The sequence below is a fragment of the Nocardia yamanashiensis genome, from assembly GCF_021183565.1.
Lineage (GTDB): Bacteria > Actinomycetota > Actinomycetes > Mycobacteriales > Mycobacteriaceae > Nocardia > Nocardia yamanashiensis.
Genome location: NZ_CP089226.1, coordinates 581,869 through 602,673 on the forward strand (window position 1 = coordinate 581,869; position 20,805 = coordinate 602,673).

General features: G+C 70.0%; 3 protein-coding genes. 1 reads left to right on the top strand and 2 read right to left on the bottom strand.

Features of this window, described 5'->3' with window-relative positions; translation table 11 throughout:
- Positions 1 to 400 precede the first annotated feature (400 nt).
- Positions 401 to 17,320: an amino acid adenylation domain-containing protein gene (locus LTV02_RS02755; protein ID WP_456299811.1), complete on the top strand. Its 16,920-nt coding sequence runs from the start codon at positions 401 to 403 to the stop codon at positions 17,318 to 17,320.
- A 7-nt stretch (positions 17,321 to 17,327) separates the two neighbouring features.
- On the opposite strand, the gene LTV02_RS02760 is transcribed toward LTV02_RS02755, so the two are convergent.
- Both LTV02_RS02760 and LTV02_RS02765 read right to left on the bottom strand, forming a co-directional pair.
- On the bottom strand, positions 17,328 to 19,589 hold the full coding sequence (locus LTV02_RS02760; RefSeq protein WP_233037906.1) for a serine/threonine-protein kinase: 2,262 nt from the start codon (positions 19,587 to 19,589) through the stop codon (positions 17,328 to 17,330).
- Between the two features lie 90 nt (positions 19,590 to 19,679).
- Positions 19,680 to 20,798, bottom strand: coding sequence for a serine hydrolase domain-containing protein (locus tag LTV02_RS02765; RefSeq protein WP_233037908.1), 1,119 nt, complete (start codon positions 20,796 to 20,798; stop codon positions 19,680 to 19,682).
- Positions 20,799 to 20,805: the final 7 nt, after the last annotated feature.

Genomic DNA, 20,805 nt, shown 5'->3' on the forward strand with positions numbered 1-20,805 from the left:
TATCGATCTTTCCCCTTGATGGCGGCTGCGGGTCACGAGCCGGACCGCGCCGGATCAGATTGCGGCACAGTGCGTGTCGGTCGATGGCCGCCGCGTTTCCAGTGCGTTTCGAAGCGCTCGAATCGCCGATCCGGTGCTGGTGAGCGGGATTCCGCGAACTTTTCTGTTACTCCTGGTAGCGACAAAAATCACGCCGGTCCTTCCGATTCGCGAAGGTGGCTACATTCCGGCTATCCATGGGCGTCTGACCAGGAGTGCGGTACGCCGACATCACATGCCGTGCCGACCTGTGGTCTCATATGTGCTCAACGCCCCGAAGATCGATGTCTTCTCGACCGTCGGTTTCCGTGCCAGAGCGGCGCAACCCGCGGGCTTGTGATGAGAGGACCGCAGTACCCGGATGGATAGAGCTCGTCGTACCGTCCGAGATCGTGGCCGTCGCAAGGCGGGTAACCCACTACTGGTGCAGTTACTGACCGGCACGGTCGAGGCGTCGGCGGATTCGATTGCCATCAGCTATGACTCGACCGGGCGGGCGGGTGATCGGCGCGAGCTGACCTATCGGGAACTCGACGAGCGGTCCTCGCGGCTGGCGCGGGAGCTGATCGCCCGCGGCATCGGTCCCGGCGCGGTGGTCGCCATCGGTTTCACGCGGTCGATCGAGTCCGTCGCGGCGGTGTGGGCCATCGCCAAGACGGGTGCGGCGTACGTGCCCATCGATCCGAACCTGCCGGCCGAGCGCAGCGCGTACATCGCGACCGACTCACGGGCGGTGCTCGGGCTCACCGATGCGGCCCAGCGGGAGCGGTTCGGTTCCGATATCGACTGGCTCGAACTCGACGACCCCGACGTGGCGGCGGCGATCGCGGCCCGGCCCGCGCATCCCATCTCCTATCTCGACCGGGTGCGCGCCCTCAACGATCAGCATCCGGCCTATCTCATCTACACCTCCGGCTCGACCGGCCGCCCCAAGGGCGTCGTGGTCACCCACGCCGGGCTGGCCGCGCTGGTCGCCGCCACCCGGGAGCGCTACGGCGTGCACGCGGGCGCGCGGGTGCTGCACGTGTGCTCGCCGAACTTCGACGTCTCGGTGCTGGAGTTGCTGCTGGCCTTCGGTTCCGGCGCGACCCTGGTGATCGCACCGCCGACTGTGTTCGGCGGGCCGGAACTCGCCGACCTGCTGCGCCGGGAACGCGTCACCCACATGCTCATCACGCCCGCCGCGCTGGAGACCGTGGAACCGGACGGCCTGGACGCGCTGCGGGTGGTGGTCGTGGCGGGCGACGCCGTCGGGCCGGGGCTGGTCGAACGCTGGTCGGCGGGGCGGTCCTTCTTCAACGGCTACGGGCCGACCGAGGCCACCATTCTGGCGACCACCAGCGCCGAAATGGTTGCGGGAGAACCGATCACGATCGGCACGGCGCTGCCGGGCATCGGCGCGATGGTGCTGGATACCCGCTTGCGGCCGGTGCCCGCGGGCGTGATCGGCGAGCTGTATCTGTCCGGACCCGCACTGGCGCAGGGCTATCTGGGCCGGCCGGGGCTCACCGCGGAGCGCTTCGTAGCCGATCCGCACGGCGGTGGGGCGCGCATGTATCGCACCGGTGACCTGGTGCGCCGCCGGCCCGACGCCGCGATCGAATACGTGGGGCGCTCGGATTTCCAGGTGAAGATCCGCGGTTTCCGGATCGAACTCGGCGAGATCGACGCCGTGCTGGCCGCGCATCCCGATATCGAATTCGCCGCCACCCTCGGCCGGGTCGCGCCGTCGGGTGCGACCGCACTCGTGTCGTACGTATTGCCGCGCAACGGGATCGAACTCGATGCCGCGGAGCTGACACGGTATGCGGGCGCGACGCTGCCGGGTCATATGGTGCCGTCCGCCGTCATCGCGCTCGAGGCGATCCCGCTGACCCCCAACGGCAAGCTCGACCGGCAGGCGCTGCCCGAGCCGGTGTTCGAGGCGGCGGCCTCGCGCGCTCCGGAAGGCCCCGTCGAAACCCGGCTGGCCGAGCTGTTCACGCAGGTCCTGGGCGTGGAGGTCGGGGCGGAGGATTCGTTCTTCGCGGTCGGCGGGGACAGCATCCTGTCGATTCAGCTGGTGTCGCGGGCGCGGGCGGCGGGAATCCTGTTCACCCCCAAAGACGTCTTCGAACATCGCACCGTGGCCGGGCTGGCGCGGGTCGCGGCGATCGGTGGCGAACCCGTGGCGAACTTGACGGAGCTCGCGGGCGGCGGGGTCGGCGACATTCCGTTGACGCCGGTGCTGGCGGGTCATCTGGCCGGTGGGCGATCGTTCGGGCGGTTCACCCAGCAGATGGTGCTCGCATTGCCCGAGTCGATCGAGCGGGCGCAGGTGCTGACGGTGCTGCGCGCGGTGCTGGATCACCACGACATGCTGCGTGCCCGGCTGCGATTCACCGGCGAACCGGGGGATGGGGCCGGGGGCGACGGCCGCTGGGAGCTGCTCGCGCTGCCGCCGGGCGCGGTCGATATCGACGAGCTGCTGGTGCGAGTCGAGGTCCCGGCCGGGCGAACCGTCGACGAGCTTAGTGAACTGGCCGGTGCCGCCATGGATTCCGCCGTCGGTGCGCTGGATCCGGCGGCGGCGCGCATGATCGCCTTCGCCTGGCTGTCCCGCCCGGACGGCCCGGACGCACTACTCGTCGCCGCGAATCACTATGTGATCGACGGTGTTTCGTGGCGGGTGCTGATCTCGGATCTGGTGACGGCCTGGGCGCAGCTCGCCAGCGATCAGTCGATCGCCCTGCCCGCGGTCGGCACGTCGTTCCGGCGGTGGGCGCACGGTCTGCGCGATGCCGATCGCAGCGCCGAATTGCCTTACTGGCGTGAGGTTTCGGCCGTGCCGGACCCGGTGCTGGGTGCGCGGGCCCTCGATCCGGTCATCGACACCGCGGCCACCGTGCGCCATTTCAGCGTGGCGGTGACCCCCGAGATCACCCGGGCCGTACTCACCGAGTTGCCGGCGCTGTATCGCGGCGGAGTCAATGACGCCCTGCTCGCCGCCCTCGCCATGGCCGTGCGTTCGTGGCGCGCGGACCGCGGCATCGACGCGGCGGCCACGCGAATCCGCTTGGAGGGCCACGGTCGTGAGGAGCAGGCCGTGCCCGGCGCGGACCTCACCCGCACCGTCGGCTGGTTCACCACCATGTATCCGGTGGCGCTCGACCTGACCGGCCTCGATACCGCCGCCTGGGACGGTGGCGCCGGAACGGCCGCGGTGCTCAAGCGGGTGAAGGAGCAATTGCTCGCCGTGCCGGACAATGGCATCGGATACGGCATCCTGCGGTATCTCGACGACGCGACCGCCGGGGAACTCGACGGTTCACTCGGCCAGATCGGGTTCAACTATCTCGGCCGGATCGCCGCCGGGGGCGTGCCGGAGGAGCTGACCGACGGCGGCTGGCTGCCCACCGGCGAATGGGGCGAGCCGGCGGCCGGACAGGATCCGGCGCTGCCCGCCGCGGCCGTGGTGGACATCAATGCGATCGTCACCGAAACCGAATCGGGCGCACGGCTTTCCGCGTCCTTCACCTACGCCGGTGAGATCCTCGGCGAGGACGAGGTGCGAGCCCTGGCCGACTCGTGGACGTCCGCGCTGGCGCTGCTCGCCGGGCACGTGCGGCATCCCGCGGCCGGTGGTCTCACCCCCGCCGATGTGCCGCTGATCCGGACCACCCAGGCGGAACTGGACTCCTGGCACCTGGACCATCCCGGCCTGACCGACGTCCTGCCGCTGTCCCCCCTGCAAGCCGGATTGCTGTTCCTGGCCCAGGTTTCGGCGGAATCCGACCCGTACCTGCTGCAGTGGGCGATGGAACTGTCCGGGGTCGTGGATCTGGATCGGCTGCGGCGGGCCGCGCAGGGCATGCTGGACCGGCACGCCATCCTGCGCACCGCGTTCGGTTCCGCGGCCGACGGCACCCCGGTGCAGCTCGTCACCGACCGGGTGCCGGTGCCGTGGCGGGTCGTCGACATCCCGGACACCGATCCCGCGCCGTTGCTGGCGGCCGATCAGCGCACCGGATTCGATCTCGGGATCGCGCCGCTGCTGCGATTCACGGTGTACCGCACCGCATCCGGGCGCACCCATCTCGCACTGACCGCGCACCATCTGCTGCTCGACGGCTGGTCGATGCCGCTGCTCATGAAGGAAATCCTGGTTTCCTACGCCATGGACGGGGACGCGCTGCCGCGCACCCGGCCCTACCGGGACTACCTGGTGTGGCTGGCGGGTCAGGACCGGGACGGCGCGCTCGGTAAATGGCGTGCCGCGCTGACCGGGATCACACCGACCCGGCTGGCCGCCGCGCTGGTCCCGCCCGCACTGCCGGAAACCGGGCACGGCATTCGCACCGTGGAGCTCTCCGCCGCCGAAACCGAAGCGCTGCTGGCCTTCGCCGGTGCGGCCGAGGTCACCGTCAATACGGTCGTACAGGCGGCCTGGGGTCTCACCCTCGCGGCAGGCACGGGTGGCTCGGACGCCACCTTCGGCGCGGTGGTGTCCGGACGGCCGCCGCAGCTCGACGGCGTCGACGATATGGTCGGCCTGTTCGCGAACACCATTCCGGTGCGGGTGCGGTTCGCGGCGGACGAGCCGGTGCGGCAGCTGGTGAAACGGATTCAGGCCGAACAGGTTTCGCTGCTCGACTGCCATCACCTGGGCTTGGCCGATATTCAGCGCGCGGCCGGTGCGGGCGAGCTCTTCGACACCATGCTGGCGTTCGAGTCCTATCCGGTCGATACCGAGGGGCTGCGGGAGGCGTACGGCACCATCGACGGCCTCGAGATCAGCGATGTGCAGGCCGTCAACTTCACGCACTATCCGGTGGCGGTCGAAGTCGAGCTGGGTGCGCGGCTGCGGATCGCGGTGCAGCATCGGCGCGATCTGGTCACCGGCGCTACCGCGCAGGCGCTGGCGGAGCGGGTGCGGGCGCTGATCGGCGAATTCGCCGCCGCGCCGGAGCGCACGCCGGCGCACCTGAACGGGATTCTCGACGGGCGTAATGACCTGATCGCGCAGACGCGGTATTGGCGTAATGCGCTGGCGGACTTGCCGGATGGGCTGAATCTGCCGGTGGATCGGCCGCGATCGAGTGTTTCGGACCGGTCGAAGGTTGAGCGCGTCGCCTTCTCGCTCGACGGCGAACTGGCCGACCAGGTGCGGGAGTTCGCGGGAGCCCGGGACACCACCGTATTCGCCATCGCGCATTCGGTGTTCGCGGTGCTGCTGGCTCGGCTGTCGGGTACCGGCGATATCGCCGTCCGCACGTACTCGGATACCGTGAATACGCTGGTGCTGCGGCTCGCCGTGACGGGGGATGATTCCTTCGAGAATCTGGTCGCGCAGGCGAAAGACGTTGCGCGGCAGGCATTCGAGCGTGCGGATCTGTCCTACGAGGAGCTGTCGGCACTGCTCGGCGCGCGGGACGGGCACCCGATGGTCCGGACCATGCTGACCGTCGGCACGCGCTCGGACCTGGAGCCCGGGGTGCTCGATCTCGCTCTGCACATCCAACCCGACAGCGGCGCAGCGGAATTCAGCTATGCGGCCGAACTGTTCGACCGGCGCACCGTCGCGGTGTTCGCCGAACGATTCACCCGACTGCTGGCCGCCGCCATGCAGCGCCCGCAGCGGCCGATCGGCGATCTGCCCCTGCTCGGTGACGACGAACTCGCACAGCTGACGCGGGTCTGCCCCGATGCCGCCATGGCGACCGGAGTGCTGCCGGACCTGCTGTCCCAGGGCGTCGCCGCCGACCGGAACCGGGTGGCGGTGCGCTATCGCGGCCAATCGATCACCTACGGCGAACTCGATTCGCGCAGTTCGCAATTGGCCCGGGTGCTGATCCGGCGCGGCGTCGGCCCGGAAACCCTGGTCGCCGTCGGGCTGCCGCGCTCCTATGAACTGGTGCTCGCGGTGCTGGCCATCGCCAAGGCCGGCGGCGCGCACGTCCCGATCGATCCGGGCTACCCGGCCGAACGGATGCGGCACATGGTCGCCGATTCCGGTGCGGCACTGGGCATCACCGATACCGAATACGCCGAGCGGCTGCCCGGCGGAACCGACTGGCTGCTGCTCGACGACGCCGCCACCGCCGAACTCTGCGACGCGCAGCCCGACGCGCCCGTGACCGATGCGGAACGCCTTGCGCCCCTGCGCATTCAGCATCCCGCCTATGTCATCTATACCTCCGGTTCGACCGGGCTCCCGAAGGGCGTCACCGTCACACACGGCGGCCTCGGCGGGCTCGTGGCCGAAGCCGTCCGCCGCTACCGGCTCGAACCGCACCACCGTTTCCTGCACATCTGCTCACCGAGTTTCGATCCCTCGGTACTGGAATGGCTGTGCGCCTTCTCCGTCGGCGCGACCCTGGTCATCGTGCCGCCCGCGATCGTCGGCGGCGCCGAGCTGGGCGATCTGCTGCGCGACGAGGCCGTCACGCACGCCATCATCACCCCGGCCGTGCTCGGCACCGTCGACCCGGCCGGACTCGACCACCTCGAGGTCGTCTCCGTCGGCGGCGACGTCACCACCCCCGAACTGCTGGCCCGCTGGCAGCCCGGCCGCAGCTACTTCAACGCCTACGGCCCCACCGAGACCACCATTATCTCGACCTACGCGGAATTGACCGCCGGGCAACGCATCACGATCGGCGAACCCGTCACCGGCATGTCCGCACTGGTGCTCGACGCCCGCCTGAACCCGGTCCCGCCGGGTGTCGCGGGCGAACTCTATCTGGCAGGCGGCGGCTTGGCCCGCGGCTACCGCAACCGCGCCGGGCTCACCGCCGAACGCTTCCTCGCCGACCCTTGGGGTGCACCCGGTGCGCGCATGTACCGCACGGGCGATGTGGTGCGCTGGATCCCGGCACCCGCCTCCGCGGACGCGAATGCTGCTGTACCCGAAGGGATCCCGAAGGTAACCGAACCCGCTGCCGCAGGCGCGGATGCCCTCGTTTCCCACGCCGAAGATGTGAGCGCTGCCGCGAGCGGGAATCGCGTTGCCCCGGCGGCACATTGGCGGCTCGATTATGTGGGCCGCAGTGACGCCCAGGTGAAGGTGCGCGGTTTCCGGGTCGAACTCGGTGAGATCGATGCGGTATTGGGTGGTCACGAGGACGTCGGTTTCGCCGTCACTCTCGGCGCGACGCTGCCGTCCGGCGCGGCCGCGCTGGTGTCCTATGTGCTCGCGGCACCGGGCGAACAGGTAGATACGGCCGGTCTCGTCCGGTACGCGGAGGGCATCCTGCCCGCGCATATGGTGCCGGCGGCCATTGTTGTTCTCGACGAGCTGCCACTGACGTCCAACGGCAAGCTGGATCGAAAAGCTTTGCCGGAGCCGGTTTTCGCGACAACGGTCAGTCGTGCTCCGCAGGGCGCGGTCGAATCGCAGCTGGCCGCGTTGTTCGCGCGGGTGCTCGGGGTGCAGTCGGTGGGCGTGGACGATTCGTTCTTCGCCGTCGGCGGCGACAGCATCATGTCCATCCAGCTGGTGTCGCTCGCCAAAGCGGCCGGGATCGCCTTCACGGCGCGCGATGTGTTCGAGCAGCGGACGGTCGCGGCGCTGGCCCGGGTCGCGTCGGTGGGGGAGAGCGCGAAGCCGATCGTGTTGGCGGAGTTGCCGGGTGGCGGTGTCGGCGAGGCGCCGCTGACGCCGGTGCTCGCCGAGTTCCTGGCGACCGGTTCGTCCGATCGGTTCGCGCAGACCATGGTGCTGGCGCTGCCCGAAGGCATCGACCGGGCCGGGCTGATCGCGACGATTTCGGCGGTGCTGGATCGGCACGAGGTGCTGAATTCGCGAGTCCGGCGGGACGGGACCGGGTGGCGATTCGAGGTGCTGCCGCGCGATCCCGCCGAGACCGGCGATCTGATCGCCGAAGTCGAGATCGCCGAGGGGGTCACCGGCGCGGAGCTGTCTCGAATCGGCAGCAGCGCAATGGATTCCGCTCTCGACCGGCTCGACCCGGCCGCCGGCCGCATGATCGCCTTCAGCTGGCTGCGCCGGGCCGGCGCACGCGATGTGCTGATCGTGGCCGCGCACCACTATGTGATCGACGGCGTCTCCTGGCGCATCGTGATCCCGGATCTGGCCGTGGCGTGGGCCCAGCACGCGGCGGGAGCGCCCATCGCGCTGCCGCCGGTCGGCACCTCGTTCCGGCGGTGGGCACACGGCCTGGTCGAGACGGCGGCGCGGCGAGCCGGCGAAATCGGCTACTGGCAGCGCATTCTCGCCACCCCGGACCCTCGGCTCGGCAGTCGCGACCTCGATCCCGCGCTCGACACCCACGCGACCGTGCGATCGGTCTCCGTGCGGATTCCGGCCGAGGACACCGAGGCCGTGCTGACGCTGCTGCCCGCGCTGTATCGCGGCGGCGTCAACGACGGCCTGCTCGCGGCGCTCGCACTGGCGGTGCGGATGTGGCGGTCCCGGCGCGGAATCGACGCCCCGGTCACCCGTATCCGGCTCGAAGGGCACGGGCGCGAGGAGGCCGCGGTGCCCGGTGCGGAGCTGACCCGCACCCTCGGCTGGTTCACCAGCATCCATCCGATCGCGATCGACCTGTCGGCCGCGCCCGCCGCTGCCGTGGACTGCGACGGCACCGCCCTCGCGACGGTGCTGAAGTCGGTCAAGGAACAGTTGATCGCGGTGCCGGACAAGGGCATCGGCTTCGGCCTGCTGCGTCACCTCCATCCCGAATCCGCCGGCCTGCTCGCCGGTGACATCGCGCAGATCGGCTTCAACTACCTGGGCCGCACCGGCGTCCCCGCCGACCTGGCCGACCAGAGTTGGCTGCCCACAGCGGATCTGGGCGAACTCGACTACGAATACGATCCGGCGCTGCCCGTCGGCGCCGTGCTCGACATCAACGCGATCACCGCCGACACCGCCGCCGGACCGCAACTGGAGTTGTCCTTCGGCTACGCGAGCGGCATTCTCGACGAGGCCGCCGTCCGCGAACTCGCCGACGATTTCACCACCGCGCTCACCGCCCTCGCCGCGCACGCTCGCACCCCCGGAGCGGGTGGCTTGACCCCGTCGGACGTCCCGCTCGTCAAGGTCTCCCAGACCGAGCTGGACGGTTGGCGGCGCACCTATCCCACGCTCGCCGACGTCCTCCCGCTGTCCCCGCTCCAGGATTCCCTGCGCGTGCTGATGGAACTCCTGGACGGTTCGGTCGACGCCTACATCATCCAGCTGGCCGTCCAGCTCACCGGCGCTCTCGACCTCGAGCGCCTGCGCCGCGCGGCCCGCGCCCTGCTGGACCGGCACGCCAACTTGCGCGCCGCCTTCGTCCCCGCCGCCGACGGCACCGCCGTGCAACTGTTCCTGGACCGCGTCGAAATCCCGATCGAACTCCTCGAGGTCCGCGCATCCGAGCTCGCCGATATCGCCGCCGCCGAACAGCGCCGCGGCTTCGACCCCGCTGTCGCACCGCTGCTGCGCATGACGGTGTGCCGCACCGAGACCGGCCGCGTCGACCTGCTCCTCACCGGCCATCACATGCTGCTCGACGGCTGGTCGATGCCGCTGCTGATGAAGGAACTCCTGGTCCTGTACGCGACCGGCGGCGACGCCGCGCCGCTGCCCGCCGTGCGCCCCTACCGCGACTACCTGCACTGGCTGTCGCGACAGGATCGCGCGGCCGCGACCGGGGCATGGGCCGAGGTTCTCACCGGGGTCACCCCGACCATGCTCGCCCCCGGCCTGGCCTGGCCCGCCCCGGACGGAAACGGCTTCGGCCGCTACGACTTCGAACTCACCCCCGCCGAGACAGCGGCCCTCACCGCGCATGCGGCCGCCGCCGAGGTCACCGCGAACACCCTGGTCCAAACCGCGTGGGGCCTGACCCTGGCCGCCGCCACCGGCCGCGACGACATCGTGTTCGGCGCGACCATCTCCGGCCGTCCGGCCCAGCTCGACGGCATCGGCGAAATGATCGGCCTGTTCGTGGACGCCATCCCCGTCCGCGTCCGGTTCGCCGACCAGCCGCTGCCCGCCGTCATCGCCGGCCTGCAAGCCGAACAGGCCGCCCTCCTGGATCACCACCACCTCGGTCTCGGCGCCATCCAGCGCGCCGCCGGCCTCGGCGAACTCTTCGACACCATGCTGGTTTTCGAGTCCTACCCGGTGGACGCCGAAGGTCTCCGCCAGGCCGGGACGGCGATCGACGGCCTCCGTATCGAAGACGTCCGCGGTGACGACTCCACCCACTACCCGATCACCGTCATGGTGTTCCTGAACGCCACCCTCCTGGTCCAGGTGAAATACCGCCGCGACCTGGTCGCCGACGACACCGCCCGCGCGGTCGGCGAACGCTTGCGCCGCGCTCTCGCCGAACTCCGCACGGCGACAGGTGCCGCCGTCGATATCCCACGGCGACTCGACACCGAATCCGGCGACTCGATCACCCGCACCCGCTACTGGCGCACCGCCCTGTCCGGCTTGCCGGAGCGGCTCGAGCTACCCTCGGGCCGCGCAGGCGGAGTGGTCCTCGATTCCCCCGGGCGACTGGCTTTCTCGATTCCCGGCGAGGTGCGGCAGGGCTTGCGGCGGCTGGCGGATGCGGCCGATGTCAGCTTCACGTCGGTGGTTCGCACCGCGCTGGCGGCACTGCTCGGCCGACTATCCGGTACCGACGACATCGCCATCGGCACCCCGATCTCGGGTGACCAGGCAGAACTGGTGCTGCGAACCCGCGTGGATCAGCACGCCCGCTTCATCGACCTGCTGCCGGCGGCCCACGACATCGAACGTCGCGGATTCGCCCACGCCGGAATTCCTTTGGACGACCTGGCATTTCTGCTGGACGCCCACCGGCCACTCGATCGGCATCCCCTCTTCCAGGTGTCGCTCGCCTTCCCGAACCAGCCGGGGCACGCGCAGCAGGTGAACCGCCCCGCCTCGGCCACTGCTCGTCCGATCGAAGCGGCACTGTCCGTCGATATGGACCGGCTCGCTTCAGCCGCGGCTGTTCCGGTCGAGCCGGCACTGTCCGTCGGTGTGGACCGGCTCGCTTCAGCCGCGGCTGTTCCGGTCGAGCCGGCACTGTCCGTCGGTGTGGACGGGCTCGCTCCAGTCGCGGCTTCTCCGGTCGAGCCGGCACTGTCGGTCGCTGTTGTCACAGACGAAGCGTCTGGCGTGTGTGGCCGGATTTCGTACGCGCGCAGCCTGTTCGGCGACGCCGAGGCGCAGGCGTTCGCCCGGCGCTTCGTGCGTGTGCTGGCGGCGGTTGCGGACCGGCCTGACACTCGGGTGGACGAGCTGCCGTTGCTGGGTGCGGATGAGTACCACCGGCTCACCCGCATGGGCGGCGGTCTCCCGGCCGAAACCGGATTCCTGCCCGACTTGCTCACCTGCGGCGTCGATTTCGGCCGCGACCGCATCGCCGTCCGCGACGCCGGCCGCACCCACACCTACGGCGAACTCGACGATTTCTCGAGCCGCCTCGCCCGCGTCCTGATCGAACGCGGCATCGGCCCGGAAACCGTAGTGGCACTGGCCATGCGCCGCTCCTACGAGATGATCGCCGCCATCTGGGCGGTCGCCAAGACCGGCGCGGCCTACCTGCCCATCGACCCGTCCTATCCGGCCGATCGCGTCCGCTACCTGCTCGCCGATTCGGCTGCGGCAGTAGGCATTACCGTCACCCGGCACGCGGATCTGCTGCCGGGCAACCTGGCCGCGGCAGATGAGGCGATCGACACCGCCGAGCGGTCCTGCGGATCCGACGGAAATGCCTGCGCGGCGGCGGGTTCGGCGGGCGAGACCGTGCGGCGACCCGATCCGTCCGGCGCGGCCGCCGGGGCCGGTGGTTTCCCCACCCCCGCGGATACCTCCGCGGACGGGCCGGCGGGCGGGGTGGATTGGCTGCTGCTGGACGCACCCGAGATGCTCGCCGACTGTGCCCGGCGCTCGCCGGACGCGGTGACAGATGCGGAACGCACTGCGCCGGTGCGTGTGTCGAACCTGGCGTATGTCATCTATACGTCGGGTTCGACCGGTATGCCGAAGGGCGTCACCGTCACCCACGCGGGTCTGGCCGGGCTGGTCTCTCATTCAGCCGAGTTGCTGCGGCTCGAGCCGGATTCGCGGATGCTGCACGTCTGTTCGCCGAGTTTCGACCAGTCCCTGGAAGAGATCGCCACGGCCGCGTACCGGGGGGCGACGCTGGTGATCGCCGATCCCGAGATCGTCGGTGGCGCAGAACTGCACGACCTGCTGCGGCGGGAGCGGGTGACGCACACCATCATCACGCCCGCGCTGCTCGGGACCATCGAGCCGGGTGGGCTGGATGATCTGCAGGTGGTTTCGGCGGGCGGCGAGGCCACCACGGCCGAGCTGCTGGCGCGGTGGCAGCCGGGGCGGCGGTTCATCAACGGGTACGGGCCCACCGAGGCGACCATCGGGGCCACCTATACGACTTTGGTCGCGGGACAACAGGTCTCGATCGGACGACCGGTGCCGGGTGGATGGGCGCTGGTGCTCGATGCCCGGTTGCGGCCCGTGCCGCCGGGGGTCGTGGGTGAGCTGTATCTGTCCGGCCCGGCGCTTGCGCGGGGATATCACCTGCGCACCCGGGCGACCTCGGAGCGGTTCGTCGCGAATCCTTGGGGGCCGCCGGGCGACCGCATGTACCGGACCGGCGACCTGGTCCGGTGGGCCGCCGGTTCGGCCGGTGAGACCCTGGAGTACCTGGGGCGCACCGACTTCCAGGTGAAGATCCGGGGCTTCCGGATCGAACTCGGCGAGATCGACGCGGTGCTCGCCGCCCATCCGGCCGTCGAGCAGGTGGTGACGGTGGGGCGTGAAAACCCCAGCGGCGTCACCGTCTTGGTGTCGTATGTGGTCGGCGAAAACCTCGAACCGGCGGATCTGACCCGGTGGGCGGCTCGTACGCTGCCGACGCATATGGTTCCCGCCGCCGTCGTGCTGCTCGACGCGCTGCCGTTGACGGCGGTGGGCAAGCTCGATCGAAAGGCGCTGCCCGCACCGGAATTCGCGGTGCGGCCGTTCCGTGCACCGTCGACCGACGCCGAGCGGACCGTGGCCGGTGTCTTCGCGGACGTGCTCGGATTCGGCGATGCTGCCGGGTCGCATGCGGTCGGCGCCGACGACGACTTCTTCGCGCTCGGCGGCAATTCGCTGCTCGCCACCCGGGTGACCGCACGCCTCGGCATGGCGGTCGGCGCCCAGGTACCCGTGCGGATGCTGTTCGCCGCACCCACCGTCGCCGGATTGGCCGGTGAGATAGCGGAACTCGGCGGCGAGCGCGGCCGCCCGGCCCTGGTGGCGTGTGTGCGGCCGGAGCGGATTCCGCTGTCGCCCGCGCAACGGCGGATGTGGTTCCTCAACCGGTTCGACACCGGCTCCACGGCCTACAACATTCCGGTGGCCATCCGGCTGACCGGCGCGCTCGACGTCGAGGCGATGCGGCTGGCGTTTGCCGACCTCGTCGAACGGCACGAGATCCTGCGCACCGTGTACCCGCAGACCGACGGCGGGCCGGTACAGGTCGTCTTGCCGCCCGGCGACCCCGAGGTTCCCGCGCTCACCGTGGACACGGTCGGCGAGGTGGAATCGGCCGTGCTCGCGCTGGCGTCGACGACCTTCGACGTCACCGCCGAAGTGCCGGTGCGGGCCGCACTGTGGCGAATCGGCGACGACGATTTCGTGCTGGCCATGGCGGTCCACCACATTTGCGCCGACGGCTTCTCCGGCGGACCGCTGACCCGGGACCTGGTGTCCGCGTACGTGTCTCGCGCGGCCGGGCACGCTCCGGCCTGGGCGCCGCTGCCCGTGCAGTACGCGGATTACGCGCTCTGGCAGCACACCCTGCTCGGTGACGAGGACCAGCCGGGCTCGATCGCGGCCGCGCAGATCGCCTACTGGCGCGAAGCGCTCGCCGGCCTGCCCGATCAGCTGGAGCTGCCGCGCGATCGGCCGCGACCGGCCGTGCAGTCCTACGCGGGCGGCCAGGTGGAACTGGGCATCGACGCGGCCACCCAGGCGGCGCTGATGGAATTGGCGCGGGCGCACGGCGCGACGCTGTTCATGGCGGTGCACACGGCGTTCGCCATCACCCTGGCCCGGCTCTCGGGCAGCAACGACATCGCCATCGGCACACCCATGGCGGGGCGCGGCGCGGCCGAACTGGACGATCTGATCGGCATGTTCGTCAACACCCTGGTGTTCCGGACCCGGGTGGACGCGGCGGCCGGATTCGCGGAACTGCTGGAACGCCAGCGCGATACCGATCTGCAGGCGTTCGCGCACGCCGACGTGCCGTTCGAGCGACTGGTCGAGATCCTGAATCCGGCGCGTTCGACGGCCCGGCATCCGCTGTTCCAGGTCGGCCTGTCCTTCCAGAATCTGGCGCCGGTCGCCCTGGACCTGCCCGGATTGAACGTGGCGGGACTGTCGCTGGATCGGCAACTGTCGCAGTTCGACCTGCATCTGATCGTCGCCGACGCCTACGACGAACAGGGCGCGCCGACGGGAATCGGCGGGTACCTGACCTATGCGACGGACCTGTTCGACGACTCGACGGTGCGCGGCTTCGCGGACCGGTTCCAGCGGGTGCTGGCGGCCGTCGTCGCCGATCCGCGGCAACCGGTCGGTGCCATCGAACTGCTCGCGCCCGCGGAACGGGAACGAATCCTGCTGGCGTGGAACGACACCGCGCACCCGCTGCCCCGAGCCGACGAGACCACGCTGGTATCCCTGCTGGACGCCACCGTCGCCGCCACGCCCGACGCGGTCGCGCTGATCGCCGCGGACGGCAGCCGCCTGAACTACCGGGAACTCGACGCCCGGGTCAATCGCCTCGCCCGCGCGCTCATCGACCTCGGCGTCGGACCGGAATCGCGAGTCGCGCTGGCCATCCGGCGATCGGTGGACCTGGTCGTCGCCATGTACGCGGTGAGCCGGGCCGGTGGCGCGTACGTCCCGGTGGACCCCGATCAGCCCGCCCAGCGCTCCGGGCACATTCTGGATACGGCCGCGCCGATCTGCGTATTGACCGACACTGCAACGAATTTCGTGACCGAAGCGGTGACGGTGCTGAAACTGGAGCGACTCGATCTCGAGCGGCTGGACTCCGCTCCGATCACGGACGCCGACCGCCGTGCGCCCTTGCGCGCCGCGCACACGGCCTACGTGATCTTCACGTCCGGATCCACCGGCCGTCCCAAGGGCGTCGCGGTCTCCCACGGTGCGATCGTGAACCAATTGCTCTGGAAGACAGCGGAGTTCGGCCTCACCGGTGACGATGCCGTACTGCTGAAAACAGCGGTGACCTTCGACCTGTCGGTCTGGGAATTCTGGTCCGCCGCGACCTGCGGCGGCCGCCTGGTGATCGCCGCACCGGACGGGCACCGTGATCCCGCCTATCTCAACGCCCTGATGGCCCGCGAATCGGTGACCACCCTGCACACCGTGCCCGCCATGCTCGATGCCCTGCTGACCGGCCGGCTCCCCGATTCGCTGCGCCGGGTGCTCGCCATCGGTGAAACCCTGCCCGCCGCCCTGGCCCGCCGATTCGCCACGGCCGCACCGCACATCGAACTGTTCAACCTGTACGGCCCGACCGAGGCCGCGGTATCGATCACCGCCCAGCGAGTACGCGATACCACCGCACCCGCCGTGCCGATCGGCGGCCCGGTCTGGAACAGCCAGGTCTATGTACTCGACGCCCGCCTGCGACCGGTCCCGGCCGGCGTCGCGGGGGAGCTGTACCTGTCCGGTGCGCAGCTGGCCCGCGGCTACTACGACCGCGCCGACCTCACGGCGGAACGCTTCGTCGCCAATCCGTTCCAGCCCGGCGCGCGCATGTACCGCACCGGTGACGTCGTCGCCTGGAATGCCGACGGCACCCTCGACTACCGGTGCCGCACCGACTTCCAGGTCAAGATCCGCGGCTTCCGTATCGAACTCGGCGAGATCGACGCGGTGCTGGCCGCCCACCCGGCCGTCGACTTCGCGGTCACCGTCGGCCGCGAGAACAGCGCGGGCGCAACCATACTGGTGTCCTACGTGGTGGCCGCGCCACACGCCACCGCCGACCCGGACCGCCTGCGCGAGCACGCCGCCCGGGCGCTGCCCGCGCACATGGTGCCCACCGCGATCGTGGCCCTGGACGCGGTCCCGCTGACCCCGGTCGGCAAACTGGACCGCGCCGCGCTGCCCGCACCGGCGCTCGCGGCCCGGTCCTACCGCGCGCCGCGCACCAGCCTCGAGACCACGGTCTGCGAGATCTTCGCCGAGGTCCTGTGCGTGGATCGGATCGGCTTGGACGACAACTTCTTCGAACGCGGCGGCAACTCGCTGCTGGCCACCAAGCTGGTGGCGCGCTTCAGCGCGGCGATCGCCGAACCCGTGCCGGTCATGTGGGTGTTCACCGCACCCACCCCGGCCGCGATCATCGGCGAACTGCGCACCCGCGGCTCCGAAAGCACCGGCCCGGACGCGGCTTTCGACGTGCTGCTGCCGTTGCGCGCCGGGGACGGTACCGTACCGCCGCTGTTCTGCGTGCATCCGATCGGCGGCATCGCCTGGTCCTTCGCGGGCATGGCCGCGCACCTGCCGCCGGGGCAGCCGCTCTACGGCCTCCAGTCCCCGGCGCTGAGTTCAGCTGCGCCGCTGCCGGATTCGATCGAGGACTGGGCGCGCCTGTATGTGAAGCACATTCGCTCGGTGCAGCCGGAAGGCCCCTACCATCTGCTGGGCTGGTCCCTCGGCGGCATTCTCGCGCACGCCATGGCGGTGCAATTGCAGAGCGAGGGTGCGGAAGTGGCCGTGCTGGCCCTGCTGGACAGCCGCCTGCCCGGCACCGGCGCCGGACCGGTCCAGGCCGCCGCCGTCACGGTCGCCGACCTGCTCGGCGGGCTCCTGGGCGAGCAGGCCGCCGCGCTGGGCCTGGACGACATCGCGGATCTCGATCAGCTGCCGCAGCGATTGAGCACGCTGCCCGAGCCGTTCGCCGCCTTCGGGCCCGCCCGCATCGAGCGGGTGGTCGCCGCCGCCGTCGCCTCGGCCGCCCTGGCCGCGGACTACCGTGCCGAACCGTTCGCCGGCGACATCACCTTCTTCACCGCCGCCGCGGACGATCCGACCGGATCGGTGAACGCCGACACCTGGACCGGCGCCGTCACCGGGCGCATCCACAACCATCCGGTCCCGGTGACGCATTGGCAGCTGACCAGCGACACCGCGCTCCGGCACATCGCGCGCGTTCTCGGCGAGCAACCGGCCGTCGAAAGCCTGTGCGCGGGAACGGAGTCCAACCTGCCCGGCTGACGGACCGTCAGGCCTGCGTCAGCCAGGCCGCCCGGATATCGCGCGGCACCCGCCCGTGCGGCCCGGCCGACATCATGGTCCAGCGCAGCGCCACCAGATCCGCCTGCAGGATGCGATACAGCCCGAAGGACAACCCGAACACCACCGCGCCGATGGCCGTCAGCGCCAGCACCGGGCCGATCACCCGGTGCAGGTCCGCCGCATCGAGGAAGATCGCACCGGCCACCGCGCCCAATGGCGGAATCACGGCCGCCAGCAGCAGTTTCCGCGTCGTCCGCCGGGACAGCGCGGCCAGCTGCCGGGTGTCGGTGTCGCCGCTCGTCCCGTACAGCAGCAGGCCGGGGTAGTACCAGCGCACCACATGGAAGGTGACCAGGAAGTACGGGAACACGGCCGCCACCGCGCCGCTCACCAGGTGCGAGGCGAAGATATCGGCCAGCAGCGGCGGGGGCAGGTCGCCGATCACCAATACCGCGCCGCCGAGCGGGATCAGCGCCAGCACCCAGCCGGTCATGACGATCACCGCGATGAGATCGCCGCAGCGCAAGGTCAATTCGCGGGTGTGGGTCACCCGGGCCGGGTCGTAGCGGATACCCCGGCGCATACCGCGCGGCACGATGATCACATCCCGCGCCAGATACAGCACGAGCCCGGTGAACACCGTCTGGATGATGCTGCCGGCGATGAAGGCGAAGGTCATGTACCCGGAGCGCCGCGCGGCGGGCAGGTGAATGTCCAGCAGCACCTGATTGTGCGCGTACAGGTAGAGCACCGCGAGCAGCTGCCCGCACAGCAGTGCGGCGCTGGCGATCGGCAAGGGCGCCAGGCGTTCTCGCGCACTGCCGCGCGGCGGATCGACCAGATCGCGGGCGCGGGTGTCGAGGCAGAGTTCGAACTGCTGCACCAGTTCGGCGCTGCTCGCCCAGCGCTCCTCGCGGTCGGGCGCGAGACAGGTCCGCAGCACGCGGCGCAGCGTCGCCGGGCAGTCGGCCGGCAGTTCGGCGAAGGCGTGCTCGTCGAGTCCGTCGTGTCGGCGGCGCAGCATGCCGTCGAGCGAATTGGCGGTGTCCCCGGCATTGATCTCGTCGGCGAAAGGCCGGTGGCCGGTGAGCAATTCCCACAGCAGCACGCCGAGGGAATAGATATCGCTGCGCTGATCCAGATCCTCGGCCCGCTCCGGCAATTGCGGATGGCAGGCCGCCAATTGCTCGGGCGACATATACGCCAGCGAACCGCCGAAATACGCGATCGGGCTGACCCCGGCGATGTGATTGCTGAATCCCACATTGAAGTCGGCCAGTTTCGGCACGCCCTCGGCCGTCAACAGCACGTTCGCGGGTTTGATATCCCGGTGCAGGATGCCGTGCTCGGCCGAATAATCCAGGGCGTCGGCCAGTCCGCGTCCCAGCCAGGCCACGGTTTCCGGCCAGGACAGCGCCGCGATTTCGTCCCGCACCCCGGTGTCCGCAGGATGCACGCCCTTCGCTTCGAGCACTTCGTCGATGGCCGTCAGCAAGGTCCGCCCGTCGCGTTTCTCCGGCGGAATATCCCCGCACCGGCGCAGCACGTTCAGCAGCGTCCCGCCGGCCACGTACTCCATGTACATGAGCTTGAGATCGCGGTCCGCGAGCAGCCGCATATCGTAGACGCGCACGATATGCGGATGGTCGAGCTGCGCGAGAATCTGCGGTTCGACGCCGTGATTGTGCGAGATCTTCAAGGCGACCAGCCGCTCCATCGAGCGCTGCCGGGCCAGGAAGACCCGCGCGAACGCCCCGGAACCGAGCATCAGCAGCAGTTCGAAATCGTCGACGTTCTCCCCGGCGGCCAGCTGCTCCATCTCACCGAAGGCGCGCGGCTGGGAAATGAGCGTGCTCCGATAGTCGCCGGTCGCGAGGTCGACCCGGATGGACTCCGCGTACTCGGTCGCATCGACGGTCACGCCGCTGTGCAGCAGGCAGTGATATTCCTCGTACAGCAGATCCGGCGGCAGCGAAATACGCTGCAATTCCGGGAATTCCGCCACGTACTCGGACAGTCGTTTGACCGCCCCGCGCCGCCCGCGCTGCTGGAGATCCACCTTGATCAATTCGATCAGCACCGCGGTCCGCAGCCCGGCCGTCTCCGGCAGGAACGCGGCCGGATCCGGCATGCCCGGACCCGTTTCCCACGCCTCGGCGTAGCGCGCCACCGCCACCGCCAGCCCGGTCCGTGCGCTGATAACCCCCTGGTCGGCGCGGCCTGGCCGGAGCGGAGAATCGTGCCACATCACAATCCGCCCTCCCCTCGTGCGTGGGTCCATGGTATTTCCCCGGCAACCGGAAGGCGACGGAATTGCGCAGGTGAAGATCACCCGGGGTCAATCGCCCAGCGCCACCCGGATGAATGACTGCAGCGCATTGTCGATGGGATGGGGTTGCGGCACGCCGATGCCGTCGAGGCGGTTCCAGCGTTGCAGGTTCACCGCCAGCGATACCTGGCGTTCGCCATTGTCGCTGATCAGCGCTATCGCGCCGCCGCCCCATACGGAACCGTCGTGGCCCCAATGGATTCCGAGCCCGGGCAGGTGCTGTTTGTGCAGGCCGAGACCGTATTCGATGGACTTCAGTTCGAAGGAGATGACCGGGACGGCGGTCTGCATCGCGGTCAGGGCTTCGGGGCTGACGATCTCGCCCGCGAGCAGCAGGCCGAAGAAGGTGTTCAGGTCCGCGACGGTGGAGATCAGCGAGGCGGCCGGGCCCACGAACGACATGTCGTAGACGCTGAAGTCGCGCGGCGGGTCGATCATGCCGAACCAGGATTCGTAATGGCGGGAATGCGGGCCGTGGATATCGGGCTCGGTGGGGAGTTCGGTATCGCGCAGCCCGGCGCGTTCGATGACGTCGCGGGTGATGTGTTTCTCCGCCGAAGTGCCGGTGATCAGCTCCAGGAGCCGGCACAGGAGCAGGTAGTTGGTGTTCGAATAGATGCCGGGGGAGCCGCCCGGGACGCCGACGGCGGGCGCGGCCACCCCGAGGGCGATCAGCTCCTCGGGGTCGAACCGGGTGAAGCGGCTGTCATCGAGGCTGGCCGGGGTCGTTTTCGCCACCATCGGGAAGGCCGCCAGGGACGGGTAGGCCTGAGGGAGATACTCGGCGAGACCGCTGGTGTGGTTGATCAGCATGCGGACCGTGATCCCCGCGCCCCGATCGCCGGGCACCAGCTGCGGCAGGTAGCGGCCGATCGGATCGTCGAGGCCGATCTCCCCGGCATCGACCAGGCGCAGTACGGCGGCGGCGGTGAAGGTCTTGGTGATACTGCCGACGCGGTGCCGCATCTCCGGGGTGACGGGACGCCCGGTGTCCAGATCGGCGACTCCGCTTGCGGCACTCCAGATTTCACCACCACGGCGGACCTCCGCGAAGGCTCCGGGGACGCCCGCGTGATGGATGGCGTCGAGCGCGGACTGTAGCTTTTCGGGGTTCAGGTTCTCGTTCACACACCGA